The 13,567-nt window shown below is 72.4% G+C and carries 10 protein-coding genes; 4 read left to right on the top strand and 6 right to left on the bottom strand.

Going from position 1 to position 13,567, the window contains the following annotated elements; all coding sequences use genetic code 11:
* The first annotated feature begins 125 nt into the window (after positions 1-125).
* Positions 126-2,522 (top strand): ATP-binding cassette domain-containing protein, encoded by a 2,397-nt coding sequence (locus ACZ51D_RS20440; RefSeq protein ID WP_465663163.1) that lies wholly within the window; start codon positions 126-128, stop codon positions 2,520-2,522.
* A gap of 113 nt (positions 2,523-2,635) precedes the next feature.
* On the opposite strand, the gene ACZ51D_RS20435 is transcribed toward ACZ51D_RS20440, so the two are convergent.
* From ACZ51D_RS20435 to ACZ51D_RS20420, 4 genes are all read right to left on the bottom strand, one after another.
* On the bottom strand, positions 2,636-3,202 hold the full coding sequence (locus ACZ51D_RS20435; RefSeq protein WP_360502936.1) for a GNAT family N-acetyltransferase: 567 nt from the start codon (positions 3,200-3,202) through the stop codon (positions 2,636-2,638).
* A gap of 128 nt (positions 3,203-3,330) precedes the next feature.
* Positions 3,331-5,199 (bottom strand): endonuclease/exonuclease/phosphatase family protein, encoded by a 1,869-nt coding sequence (locus tag ACZ51D_RS20430; protein WP_465663161.1) that lies wholly within the window; start codon positions 5,197-5,199, stop codon positions 3,331-3,333.
* Between the two features lie 236 nt (positions 5,200-5,435).
* Positions 5,436-6,392 carry a Gfo/Idh/MocA family protein gene (locus tag ACZ51D_RS20425; protein WP_465663159.1) on the bottom strand — a complete coding sequence of 319 codons (957 nt, stop codon included), beginning with the start codon at positions 6,390-6,392 and terminating at the stop codon, positions 5,436-5,438.
* Between the two features lie 160 nt (positions 6,393-6,552).
* Complete coding sequence (locus ACZ51D_RS20420) at positions 6,553-7,095, bottom strand: TetR/AcrR family transcriptional regulator (RefSeq protein WP_360502927.1); 543 nt, start codon at positions 7,093-7,095, stop codon at positions 6,553-6,555.
* Positions 7,096-7,202: 107 nt separating this feature from the next.
* On the opposite strand from ACZ51D_RS20420, the gene ACZ51D_RS20415 reads away from it, so the two are divergent.
* Entirely contained in the window at positions 7,203-7,406 is a 204-nt protein-coding gene (locus ACZ51D_RS20415) for a hypothetical protein (protein WP_465618858.1), read from the top strand.
* 203 nt (positions 7,407-7,609) lie between these two features.
* On the opposite strand, the gene ACZ51D_RS20410 is transcribed toward ACZ51D_RS20415, so the two are convergent.
* Positions 7,610-8,521 (bottom strand): LysR family transcriptional regulator, encoded by a 912-nt coding sequence (locus ACZ51D_RS20410; protein ID WP_360502921.1) that lies wholly within the window; start codon positions 8,519-8,521, stop codon positions 7,610-7,612.
* A gap of 228 nt (positions 8,522-8,749) precedes the next feature.
* On the opposite strand from ACZ51D_RS20410, the gene ACZ51D_RS20405 reads away from it, so the two are divergent.
* A complete protein-coding gene (locus tag ACZ51D_RS20405; protein WP_465663157.1) occupies positions 8,750-10,216 on the top strand; it encodes a hypothetical protein in 1,467 nt (488 codons plus the stop codon).
* Positions 10,217-10,472: 256 nt separating this feature from the next.
* Positions 10,473-12,065 (top strand): TolB family protein, encoded by a 1,593-nt coding sequence (locus ACZ51D_RS20400; RefSeq protein WP_465663155.1) that lies wholly within the window; start codon positions 10,473-10,475, stop codon positions 12,063-12,065.
* A 290-nt stretch (positions 12,066-12,355) separates the two neighbouring features.
* Here ACZ51D_RS20400 and ACZ51D_RS20395 read toward each other — a convergent pair whose 3' ends face one another.
* Entirely contained in the window at positions 12,356-13,549 is a 1,194-nt protein-coding gene (locus ACZ51D_RS20395; protein ID WP_360502912.1) for a glycine C-acetyltransferase, read from the bottom strand.
* Positions 13,550-13,567: the final 18 nt, after the last annotated feature.

The raw sequence follows: 13,567 nt of genomic DNA, 5'->3' as shown, positions 1-13,567 counted from the left end.
CCCCGACGGGCCCGCCCCCGGCACCGGCCGGACCGGACCCCCTCGATTCTGGTTGGATCGAGGGGTGCACCGCCGACCGTGACCGCGGGGACGGGCCCGCCCGATCGACAGGGAGAGACCGAACGATGCCCAAGAGGACGGACGCGCACCCCGCGTCGCACGCCGCCGACAGCCACGACCTGATCCGCGTCCACGGCGCGCGCGAGAACAACCTCAAGGACGTCAGTGTCGACCTCCCCAAGCGCCGGCTGACGGTGTTCACCGGCGTGTCCGGCTCGGGAAAGAGCTCGCTGGTCTTCGACACCATCGCCGCCGAGTCCCAGCGGCTGATCAACGAGACCTACAGCGCCTTCGTCCAGGGCTTCATGCCCACCCTGGCCCGCCCCGAGGTGGACGTCCTCGAGGGCCTGACCACCGCGATCATCGTCGACCAGCAGCGGATGGGCGCCGACCCGCGCTCCACCGTCGGCACCGCCACCGACGCCAACGCGATGCTGCGCATCCTCTTCAGCCGCCTCGGCACCCCGCACATCGGCTCGCCCAAGGCCTTCTCCTTCAACGTCCCCTCGATCAGCGGGGCAGGCGCGGTCACCGTCGAGCGCGGCGGCAAGACCGTCAAGGAGCGGCGCAGCTTCAGCATCACCGGCGGCATGTGCCCGCGCTGCGAGGGCCGGGGCAACGTCTCCGACATCGACCTCACCCAGCTGTACGACGACAGCAAGTCGATCTCCGAGGGCGCGATCACCATCCCCGGCTGGAAGACCGACAGCTGGTGGACCGTCGGCATCTACGCCAACTCGGGCTTCCTCGACCCGGACAAGCCGATCCGCAAGTACACCAAGAAGGAACTGCAGGACTTCCTGTACCGGGAGCCGACCAAGGTCAAGGTCAACGGCGTCAACCTCACCTACGAGGGCCTGATCCCCAAGATCCAGAAGTCGATGCTCTCCAAGGACAAGGACGCGCTGCAGCCGCACATCCGCGCCTTCGTGGAGCGCGCCGTCACCTTCACCACCTGCCCCGACTGCGAGGGCACCCGGCTCAGCGAGGCCGCCCGCTCCTCCAGGATCGCCGGGATCAGCATCGCCGACGCCTGCGCGATGCAGATCAGCGACCTCGCCGCCTGGGTCCGCGGGCTCGACGAGCCCTCGGTGACGCCACTGCTCACCACCCTGCGGCAGGCCCTCGACTCCTTCGTGGAGATCGGCCTCGGCTACCTCTCGCTGGACCGCCCGTCCGGCACGTTGTCCGGCGGCGAGGCGCAGCGGGTCAAGATGATCCGCCACCTCGGCTCCTCGCTCACCGACACCACGTACGTCTTCGACGAGCCGACCACCGGCCTGCACCCGCACGACATCGACCGGATGAACAAGCTGCTCCTGCGCCTGCGCGACAAGGGCAACACCGTGCTGGTGGTCGAGCACAAGCCGCAGACCATCGCGATCGCCGACCACGTGGTCGACCTCGGCCCCGGCGCCGGTACGGCGGGCGGCACGGTCTGCTACGAGGGCGGTGTCGACGGGCTGCGGAGCAGCGGCACCGTGACCGGCCGCCACCTGGCCGACCGGGCCCCGCTGCGGGAGAGCGTGCGCAAGCCCACCGGGCACGTGGAGATCCGGGGAGCGAACACCCACAACCTGCGGGACGTGGACGTGGACGTGCCGCTGGGGGTGCTCACGGTGGTGACCGGGGTGGCCGGTTCCGGCAAGAGTTCGCTGATCCACGGCTCACTGTGTCGACAGTCGGGGGCTGCGGGCGAGGGCGTGGTCTCCGTCGACCAGGGCGCGATCAAGGGCTCGCGGCGCAGCAACCCGGCCACCTACACCGGGCTGCTCGAACCGATCCGCAAGGCCTTCGCCAAGGCCAACGACGTCAAGCCGGCCCTGTTCAGCGCCAACTCCGAGGGTGCCTGCCCGACCTGCAACGGCGCCGGGGTGGTCTACACCGACCTGGCGATGATGGCCGGGGTGGCCACCACCTGCGAGGACTGCGAGGGCAAGCGGTACCAGCCCGCCGTGCTGGAGTACCGGCTGGGCGGCCGGGACATCGCCGAGGTGCTGGCGATGTCGGTGACCGAGGCCGAGGAGTTCTTCGGCTCGGGCGAGGCCAAGCTGCCGGCGGCGCACCGGATCCTGGAGCGGCTGGCGGACGTCGGGCTCGGCTACCTCAGCCTCGGCCAGCCGCTCACCACGCTCTCCGGCGGCGAGCGACAGCGGCTCAAGCTGGCCACTCACATGGCGGACAAGGGCGGCGTCTACGTCCTGGACGAGCCGACCACCGGCCTGCACCTGGCCGACGTCGAGCAACTGCTCGGGCTGCTGGACCGGCTGGTCGAGTCCGGCAAGTCGGTCATCGTGATCGAGCACCACCCGGCGGTCATGGCGCACGCCGACTGGATCATCGACCTCGGCCCGGGCGCCGGCCACGACGGCGGTCGAGTGGTCTTCGAGGGCACCCCGGCCGACCTGGTCGCCGCCCGCTCCACGCCGACCGGCGAGGCCCTGGCCGAGTACGTCGGCTGAGACGCCGAGTACGTCGGCTGGGACTGTCGCAGGGCGGCAGCTGGGACTGTCGCAGGGCGGCGACTGGGGCTGGGCTGTCGCAGGAGGTCGGCTGAGGCTGCCGCAGGGCGGCATCAGCCCAGCGGGAGGGCCATCTCCAGGATGCGCGCCGAGGCGTCCAGCACGTACGGCGTCTCGCCCCCGGTGTACGCGAACCCGCGCCGCAGGTAGAAGGCGGCGGCGCGGGGGTTCGCCTCGTGCACCCCGAGGAGCATCCGGTCGGCGCCCAGGCCGCGCGCCCAGGCGAGGGCCGCGTCCAGCATGGCGTCCGCGACGCCGCGCTCGCGGCCGCGGTGCGCCGGGTCGACCCAGACGCCGATCAGGTCGACGGCGCCGGGCTGCTCCTTGGTGACGACCGACAGCATCGTGCCGACCCACTCCCCCTCGGCGTCGACCGCGACCAGGCCGACCTTGTCGGGTTCGTTGACCCAGTTCGTCCGGGCCCGCCAGTTGCCCTCGCCCTGGTGGCTCGCGTACTCGTGGGTCTCGCCGAACGCCATGGGCGTGTCGAGGAGTTGGGCGAGGCGCACCTTCCGCAGGCGCTGCCAGTCCTCGCGGCCGATCCGCTCGATCCGGTACTGCACGTTCTCCCCCGTCACCCGGGCCGTCACAACGACGCTGCCTCCGCCACCGGTGATCACCGGTGGCGGAGGCAGGATAACCGCAGCTCACGCCGCGATGCGCACGGCGGCCCGCACGACGGCCCGCACTGCGGCCCGCATCACAGCCGGCACTGCGGCTCGCATCACAGACCGCGTCACGGCCCGCGTCACGGCTTGATGCGGACCACCTGCGGGTCGTGGTCGCTCGCCTGCTGGGCGAACTCGGAGTTGATGTGAACCACGTCGTACTTGGCGTAGCCGACCTCGGGGCTGACCAGGATGTGGTCCAGCACCTGGGAGTTGCCCTGGTAGACGTAGGAGTACTGCTCGGTCTCCGGCAGCTCGTTCACCAGGTCGCGCAGCACGCCGCCCTTGGTGAGCGTCGCCAGGGCGGGCGAGAACTGGTAGTCGTTGAAGTCGCCGAGGGAGACGACCTTGGCCTCCTTGTCGGCGGCCAGCAGCTGGGAGAGGAAGGCCTGCTCGACGGTGGCCTGCTTGACCCGCTGCACCTCCGAGCTGCGGGTCGGCTGCTGGAACCGGCTGTCGATGCCCTGGTCGCCGCCCTTGCTGTTGAAGTGGTTGGCGATCACGAAGACCTTCTGGCCGCGGAAGACGAACTGGCCGACCAGCGGCTTGCGGCTGTTGGTCCACGCCTCGTCGCCGGGCTGGATCCGGCCGGGCGAGGCGGTCAGCGCGGCGGCGGCGCCGGTGCCGGTGACGCCGACGGCGGTGGTGGCGTTGCCGCCCGCGATGTCGGTGAAGGAGACCCGCTGCGGGTTGAACAGGAAGACCTGGCGGATGTTGCCGCCGGGCTCGCCGCCGTCCTTGCCGTCCTGCGGGTCGATCGAGCGCCAGTCGTAGGCCGGGCCGCCGGCCGCCTTGATCGCGGCGACGAACTTGGCGACGGTCTGGCTCGCGTCGACCGTGCCGTCGTTCTTGGAGCCGTTGTCGTCCTGGATCTCCTCCAGGGCGACGATGTCGGGCGAGCGCAGGTTGGTGACGACGCCCTGGGCCAGCTGGGCGAACTTGGCGTCCGGGTTGTTCGGGGCCAGGTTCTGCACGTTGTAGGTGGCGAGGGTGAGTTCGCGGTCGCTCGCCTGGGCGGTGACCTCGCGCTGGAGGTGGTTGTCCTTCAGCGTTCCCACGGTGCCGGCGACGAGCGTGTAGCCGCCGAAGTTGTTGTAGTCCAGCGGGCCGGTGGTGGCGCCGGTCAGCTCGTCGCCGACGTTGGCCACCGGGAAGGGCTGCTGGGAGACCGGCGCCTGCTGCTGCACCATCAGGCGGCCGACGTTGGGCTCGCGGTAGGACTCGTACAGGACGCCGCCGCGCTTGCTGCGCTGGTCCTGGCGGTCGGCGGCGACCCACAGCTCGTTGTACTGGTCGGTCGCCTGGACCACCCGGACGTCCTTGACCTGGACGAGCATGCCCTCCAGGGACTCGTAGAAGTCCAGGGCGTACTTCTCCGGGTCGAGCTTCACGGCGTCGATGGTCCCGTCCGCGCCGGCCGCCGGGGAGTAGGTGCCGGGGATGTTGCGGGTGTCCACGACCACGGGGGCGGGCAGCGGGTTGCCGGCGGAGACGACCGTGATGCCCGGGGCGGAGATCTCGGTGACGGACTGCGAGCCGCCGGAGTAGCTCGGGTAGTACTCGGTGACCTTGCCGCTGACCAGCACCGAGTCGCCGACCTTGACGGTCGGGTTGCCGCCGGTGAAGACGAAGATGCCTTCGCTGGTGGCCGGGTCGGCGTCCGGGTTCGGGTCCTGGATCCAGAAGCCCTTGGAACTGCCGTACGCGCGCACGCCGGTGACGATGCCGGGCACGCCGGTGACGGGCTTGCCGGCCTGCGGGGATATCCGGGTGGTGCCCTGGACGTCGTGGATCCGCAGCGGGCCGGCCTCGGTCGGGGCGGGGGTGGCGGCGCCGGCGGCGTTGGCCACCGGGAGCGGGACGAGCACCAGCGAGGCGGCGAGCGAGGCCGGGACGAGGGCGGCGCGCAGCAGGGTTCTGTGCGGGCGGGATGCGGGGGCGGTGGTCACCGGGGCAGGTCTCCTAGCTCCGTCGTGCGGCACGGTCGTGGCACGGCGGTCCGGGCGGAGGCGCGGTCGAAGCGCGCGCTACTCGCGTAGAGGAAGAGCAGGGGACGGACGCCCGCCCCCCGCGGCGCCCCTCAAGATACGCGCGTAGAAAATGCCCCGACAAGACCTCGTCAGTGAACTGTCGGTTCCGCCCAGGTGACTTGACCGACGGTCAGCCCGGCCTGCTCACAGCCTTCTCACAGCCCGCTCCCGGCGGACTCCCAGGAAGCCTCGACGCGCTCCACGACCAGCTCGCACAGCTCGTGGGTGCGCAGCGCGTCGTGGGCGTCGAGGGTCCGCCCGGCGCGGACGGCGTCCAGGAATGCGAGCACGCACTGCTCGATGCCGCGCTGGCGGGCGACCGACACCCAGTCGCCACGGCGGCGCACGGTCGGCTGGCCGCGGTGGTCGATCACCTCGGCCAGGTTGTGCACCTCGCGCTTGGAGTCGCCGCCGGAGACCTCCAGGACCTCCTCGGTCGAGCCGGAGACCCGGTTCATGATGCCGAGCGCGGTGAAGCCCTGCCCGCCGAGGGTGAGGACCACGTGCTCGACCAGGCCGTTGCGGCTGCGGGAGCGGACGTCCACGTGCTCGATCTCGCCGGGGACGAGGAAGCGGAGCAGGTCCACGACGTGGATGAAGTCGTCGTAGACCAGGGTGCGGGCCTCCTCGGGCAGACCCTCGCGGTTCTTCTGCAACACGATCAGGTCGCGCGGGCGCTCCTTGGCCTGGACGTAACCGGGCGCGTGGCGGCGGTTGAAGCCCACCATCAGCGAGCGGCCGGTGCGGTCGGCGAGGTCGACCAGCCGGCGCGCGCCGTCGAGGGTGTAGTCGAGCGGCTTGTCCACGTAGACGTCCACCCCGGCGGTGAGCAGCCGCTCGACGATCGGGACGTGCTGGTCGGTGGCGGCGTGCACGAAGGCGGCCCGGATGCCGGAGCCGATCAGCGCGCCGAGGTCGGTGAACCGGCGCTCGGCCGCGATCCGGTACGCGTCACCGATGCGGTCCAGCTTCGCCCCGTCCCGGGTCATCAACCGCAGATCCAACCCCGGCAACCCGCCCAGAACCGGCAGATACGCCTTCTGCGCAATATCACCGATCCCGATGACCCCGACCGGAAGAAGGCCACCGTCGGGGACAGAGGTCGAACTCATCGGATTCTCCACACGCACGTCGACACCATCACCCCCACTCTATTCACCGGCTCCCGCACGCCACCAACCCGTCACAGTGCTTCACATGGGAGACACCGGACGCCGGGACACCCGTCGAGTGGGCTGGCGGGTCAGCAGGGTCCGGCGGTACGGCCGGGGCTCAGGCGGCCAGCAGGGATTCCGCGATGCCGCGGGCCCGCCAGGCGGCGTCCGCGGTGCCCTCGCGCAGGGCGGTGACGATGGCGCCGTCCATCAACAGGGCGAACTGCCGTGCGCGGCGGTCCGGTTCGGGGATGTCCGCGTCCCGCATGAGCTGCTCGACCAGCTCGATGACGCGCCTCTTGTGCAGCGCCGCCATCTCGCGGGCCGGGCTGGCGCGGTCGGCGATCTCGGTCATCGTGTTGATGGCGACGCAGCCGCGGTAGTCCTGCGCGGCGAACCGTTCGGCCAGCGCGTCGAAGACGTTGAGCGGGTGGCCGCCGTGGGCCGCGACCCGCTCGGAGAGCCAGGCGCGCCACCGCGCGTCCCGGCCTTCCAGGACGGCGGTCACCAGGGCCTCCTTGCCGGCGAAGTGCCGGTAGAAGGAGGCCCGGCCCACACCGGACTCGGAGAGGATGCGCTCCACGCCGACCGCGTGGATCCCGTTGGCGTAGAAGAGGGACTCTGCCGTGCTCAGCAGGCGCGCCCGTGCGTTGACTGCCATGGAGGCGATCCTAACCGCTCTTGACGCCAAACGGCACCGGTCGGTACCGTCCTCCAGTCGGTACCGATCAGTACCGTTTTTGCGGGACATTCGTACACGGGGGACGCATGAACGAGGACTGGGCCGAGGCCGCCGTCGAACTGGTCGCCGGCTACACGGTGGTGAACGCGGACGGTGAGGCGGTCTCCTCGGTGCCCAAGGCACTGGTGGCCTTCCAGGGCGGCTTCGCCAAGCTGCGCCTGCCCGACACCGAGACGGTGCAGGTGGTCTCCGCCCCCGCCGTCCGCCTGATCACCCTCACGACCGGGTGACCCCGGCGGTCGGGCCCTCCGACCGCCCCCACCGACCAGCGGCTGCACGGCCGCCCGGGCCGGGACGCCACGCCACCTGCACACGGCGCGGCCGCCCGACCCGGGACGCCGAGCAGCCGCACATCCCTTTCCGGACCCCTCGCTGACGGACCCTCCCGCTTTCCGGACGCCCCGCCACAGCCTCCGCCACAGCCCCCGCCGCGCTACGCGCCCGCGGCGGCCGCCTCGGCGAGGGCGTCGAGGACCGGGCGGATCAGCGGGTGCCCGTCGGCGCCGGCCCGGACGGCCGCGAAGACCCGACGGGTGGCGAGCTCGCTGTCCACCGGGCGGACGGCCACCTGGCCGAGGTCGACGCCGCGCAGCGCCGAGCGCGGGACGAGGGCGACCCCGGCGCCCGCCGAGGCCAGCGCCACCACGGCCCGGAAGTCGTCCGAGGAGTGCAGCAGCCGCGGCTGGAACCCGGCGTGCTCGCAGGCCAGCAGGACCACGTCGTGGCAGGGGTTGCCCGGGTAGGGGCCGATCCAGGGCTCGTCGGCCAGCGCGGCGACGGCGAGCGGTCCGGCCTCGCCGGCCAGCCGGTGGCCGAGCGGCAGGACGGCCTCGAAGGGCTCGGCGTACAGCGGCACCCGGGTGAGCCGCGCGTCGTCGGCGCGCAGAGCGCCGCGGTACTCGACGGCCACCGCTAGGTCGGCCCGCCCCTCCAGGACCATCGGCAGGCTGGCGTCGCCCTCGGCGTCCAGCACCTTGAGCCGCACCCCTGGCGCGCGCTCGCCGAGCAGGCCGATCGCGGGGGCGAGCACCAGCCCGATGCCGGTGGCGAAGGAGGCCACGGTGACCTCGCCGGAGACGCCCGCGCTGTAGGCGGCGAGGTCGGCCTCGGCGCGTTCCAGCTGGGCGAGCACGACATCGGCGTGGCCGAGCAGGATCTCCCCGGCGGCGGTCAGCCGCACACCCCGGCCCTCGCGGGCGAGCAGGTGGTGCCCGGTCTCCTGCTCCAGGGCGGCCAGCTGCTGGGAGACCGCGGAGGGGGTCAGGTAGAGGGCGGCCGCCGCGGCGGTCACGGTGCGGTGGTCCGCCACGGCCCGCAGGGTCCGCAGCCGTCGTGCGTCGATCACAAGCCAATTCTGCCAGCGCGGCGGACCGGACCGGGCGGGCCGGGGTTCCCGACCGGAAGGATCGGCCCGCGGCGGGAGCGCGAGGTCGGACGGAGGTACCACCGGTGACGTATTTCCGGACGAGATCGCTTCACTTCGTTGACCGCCGGGCCGGGCGGCGCTTGGCTCGTGTCCAACGGGCCGCGGGGGTCGAGCGGGCCCGGCACCGTCATCTGGGGAGGATGATCGATGACCACCGCACGCACCCGCCGCCGGGTGGCCCGCGCCGCCTGCGTCCTGGCCGCCGCCACCGCGGTCGGCGCCGTGATGCCCGCCGCCGAGGCCCGGCCGCCCAAGGGCGATACCGCCCGGGTCAGCGAGGGGCCCAAGGGCGAGGGGCTCGACGGCGACTCCTACGGCCTCGGGCTGACCTCCGACGGCCGCTCCGTGCTGTTCAGCTCGACGGCGACCAACCTCGTCCCCGGTCACACCGATGCCACCGAGGGCCTCTACGTCAAGGACCTCCGGAACGGGCACGTCCAACAGGTCGACCTGGCCGACGACGGCTCCCGGCTGGACGCGAGCGTCTACGACGCCTCGATCAGCGGCGACGGCCGGTACGTGGCGTTCAGCACCGCCGCGACCAACGTGGTGCCCGGCCAGCAGAAGCACGAGTACGACGTCTTCGTCCGCGACCGGTGGACCGGCCGCACCGAGCTGATCAGCGCCGGCACCGGCTCGACGTCCGACGACCAGTCGATCCGCAGGGCCATCAACCCCAGCCTGAGCTGGGACGGCCGCTACGTGGCCTTCGCCTCCGACCGCACCGACCTCGGGGCGACGGTCAAGCGCGGCAAGGTGAACGTCTACGTCACCGACCGCTGGACCCACACCACCCGGCTGATCACGGTCGGCGCCGACGGCACGCCCGCCGACCAGAACTCCTTCGAGCCGACCCTGAGCGCGGACGGCCGGACCGTCGGTTTCACCTCGCGCGCCGGCAACCTGCTCCCACCCGGGCAGGACCCCGCCGGCACCTCCGGCACCTCCGCCGACACCTCCGGCACCTCCGCCGACACCTCCGGCACCTCCGACCCGGCCGACGACGCCACCGCACCCGCACCCGCACCCACCACCGGCGCGCAGCCCCGGCTGGCGGTGCCCCGGTTCTACCCCTTCTACGTCTGGGACGCCCGCACCGGCCGGATCAGCGGCGCCAGCTACGACGAGACGGGGGCCTTCCGGGCCTCCGGCCAGGACGGCCGGATCAGCCCCGACGGCCGCTACGCCGTCTACAGCGTCCCCCAGCCCGGCGGGCGGCCCGGCTCGCACGGGGTCCACCTGGTGGTCTACGCCCGCGAGTTGGCCACCGGCACCGTCACCCAGGTCAGCACCCCGCTCCCCGGCACCACGACGGACCTCTCCTCGTCCGAGCCCGTCATGACCTACGACAGCCGCTGGGTGTACTTCACGTCCGACGTCGAGACCCTGGTGCCGGACGACACCAACCAGCAGACGGACGTCTTCCGCCGCGACCTGTGGACCGGACGCACCGAGCGGGTGAGCCTCACCCAGGACGGTTCGCAGAGCACCGCCTCGTCGTTCAGGCCGTCCGTGGACGCCTTCGGGGGCACCGTGGTCTTCAACGCCACGGACGGCGACCTCGTCCCGGGCGACACCAACAACCTCACGGACGTCTTCCGGCGCCGCCTCTGACGACACCGGCTTCGGCGGCACCGGCGTCGATGGCACCGACGTCGATGACACCGGCTTCGGCGGCATCGGCGTCGATGGCCTGATCCGATGCCGTCGATGGCCTGACTCCCTTGCGGGATACGTCCGTTGACGTATTTTCCGCCGAGATCACCCCCGGCCGTTGACCGTCGCGCCCTCCCGGCGATTGGCTCTCCAGGAGCCCGTCGCCGGGAGGGAGCCCGGCGGCAGGGGCGATCACTGGGGGAGGACAACACCCATGACCCGCAACACCCGAACCACCCGCAACCGGTGGTTGGCCGGCAGCGGCAGCATCCTGGCGGCCGCCGCCGTGCTGGCCACGGTCGCCGTTCCGGCCCAGGCCGCCCCGGCGCCGCGCGGCACCGTCCAGGTCAGCGTCGGGCTGAACGGCGCCGTGCCGGACAACCAGTCGTGGAGCAAGGGGATCAGCGCGGACGGCCACTACGCCCTGTTCACCTCCTGGGCCACGAACCTGGTGTCCCAGCCCGCGAAGAGCGGACGCGACGCCTACGTCCGCGACCTGCGGACCGGCGGCACCGAGCGGGTCAACCTGGCCGACGACGGCTCGGTGCTGAACGGCTTCACCGACTACGTCGCGATCAACGCCGACGGCCGCTACGTCGTCTTCGAGAGCGACGCCGACAACGTGCTGCCCGGCCTGCCGGTCCAGGGCCGGACCGAGGTGTACGTCCGCGACCGCAAGACCGGCCGCACCGAGCTGGTCAGCGGCGGGCTCACCAGCACCGACACCGACAAGTTCCACGCCTCGTACGCGCCCTCGATCAGCGCGAACGGCCGCTACGTGGCCTTCGTGTCCTCCCGGACCGACCTCGTTCCGGGCCTCCAGGGCGGCGACCCCTCGCTCGCCAGGCCGTACACCTGGGACTACAACATCTACGTCACCGACCGCTGGACCGGGAAGACCCGCCTGGTGTCCCTCGGCGTGGACGGCAAGCCGGGCGACAGCATGTCCCTCAACCCGACGATCAGCGCGGACGGCCGCACCATCGGCTTCACCTCCTTCGCGTCCAACCTGCTGCCGGCCGAGCAGACCCCGGCCCTCGCCGCCCCGGCCGCCGAGGCCGCCACCGCCACCGCCACCGCCACTGCTGCCACCGCCGCCGGGCCCGCCGCGCCCGCCGACGTCGAGCTCGCCCCGGGCACCGCCCCGGCCCTGCCCCGCGGCGCCCGGGAGGGCCTGGCGCAGCCGAACCTGGCCCGGCCGACCACCGGCGCCTACTACACGTACGACGTGCAGTCCGGCCACATCTCCGCCGCGAGCCTCGACCTCGACGGCAAGCTCGGCTACGCGAGCTTCGACGCGACGATCAGCCCGGACGGGCGGCGCGCGGTGTACGCCCTGCCCGAGCCCGGCGGGTCGACCGACGGCCACCGGTACCACCTGGTGCTGTACGTCCGGGACCTCAGGAAGGGCACCGTGACGAAGGTCAGCGGCGGTCTGCCCGGCACCACCTCGGTCGGCACCTCCGACCACGGCAGCATCACCGCCGACAACCGCTGGATCTACTTCTCCTCCGCCGCCGACAACCTGGTGGCCGGCCCACAGCATCCGGGCTGGGACGTCTACCGCCAGGACCTGCGCACCGGCCGCACCGAGCGGGTCGCCACCGCGCCGGACGGCTCGTTCGGCGACGGTTCCTCGGCCGACCCCTTCGTGGACGCCCACGGCGACACCGTGGTCTTCGGCTCGACCAGCGGCAACCTGGTCACCGGCACCAAGGGTCCGGCGGCCGGCGGCTACCAGGTCTTCGCCCGCCCGTCCGGGCACCACGGCGACGGGGACGACGACCAGGGCCAGGACGACGACTGATCCCGCCGACCCGGCCGACCCGGCCGATTTGGCTGATCCCGCTGGTCCGACTGCTCCGGAAGCCGCGAACGGGGGCGGGACGTCGGCCGGGCCGGCGTCCCGCCCCCGAAGCGGGAGGGTGGGGCGGATGGTCTGGTGAGCCGTGCGGCGGAGAGGCATCGACGCGCCTCCGCCGCACGGCGGTCGTGAGCCCGCGGGCCGGTCCGGTTCCGAGCGGACCGGCCCGCGGGCAGTCTCGGTGGGGTTGCTCCCCCAGCGGGTAGCTCCCCAGCGGGTAGCTCCCCGGCGGGTTACTCCCCCAGCGCGGCGCGCGCGTCCACGAAGGCGGCGACGGCGCGCTCGACGTCCTCGGTGGAGTGCGCGGCGGACAGCTGCACCCGGATCCGGGCCTGGCCGTGCGGGACCACCGGGTAGGAGAACCCGATCACGTACACGCCGCGCTCCAGCAGCAGTTCGGCGAGCCGGCCGGCCTCGGCCGCGTCGCCGATCATCACCGGGGCGATCGGGTGGTCGCCGGGCAGGATCTCGAACCCGGCCTCGGTCATCTTCGTGCGGAACAGCGCGGTGTTGGCCGCCAGTCGCTCGCGCAGCTCGTTGGACTGCTCGACCAGGTCGAGCACCTTCAGCGAGGCGGCCGCGATCACCGGGGCCAGCGAGTTGGAGAACAGGTACGGGCGGGAGCGCTGGCGCAGCAGGGCGACGATCTCCCGGCGGGCGGCGACGTAACCGCCGGAGGCGCCGCCGAGGGCCTTGCCGAGGGTGCCGGTGATGATGTCCACGCGGTCCATCACGCCGTGCAGCTCGGGGGTGCCGCGGCCGCCCGCGCCGACGAAGCCGACGGCGTGCGAGTCGTCCACCATGACCATGGCGTCGTAGCGGTCGGCCAGGTCGCAGATCTCCCGCAGCGGGGCGACGTAGCCGTCCATCGAGAAGACGCCGTCGGTGACGATCAGGCGGCGGCGGGCGTCCTGGGTCTCCTGGAGCTGCTTCTCCAGGTCGGCCATGTCGCGGTTGGCGTAGCGGTGGCGGCGGGCCTTGCTGAGCCGGATGCCGTCGATGATGCTCGCGTGGTTCAGCGCGTCGGAGATGACGGCGTCACGGTCGTCGAGCACGGTCTCGAAGACGCCGCCGTTGGCGTCGAAGCAGGAGGAGTAGAGGATCGTGTCCTCCTGGCCGAGGAACGCCGAGAGGCGGTCCTCCAGCTGCTTGTGGACGTCCTGGGTGCCGCAGATGAAGCGGACCGAGGCCATCCCGTAGCCCCAGCGGTCCAGGGCGTCCTTGGCGGCGTCCAGCACCTCGGGGTGGTCGGCCAGGCCGAGGTAGTTGTTGGCGCAGAAGTTCAGCACCTCGCCCGGCTTGCCGCCGCCGGTGACGGTGACCGCGGCGCTCTGCGGGGTCCCGATCACCCGCTCGGGCTTGAACAGGCCGGCCTCGCGGATCTCGTCGAGGGTGGTGGCGATGTCGGCGCGCACGTTGTCGAACACAACAGGCTCCTTTTGCGT

Source organism: Kitasatospora sp. NPDC033851, assembly GCF_055576085.1.
This window is presented reverse-complemented; position numbering and strand designations above follow the sequence as displayed.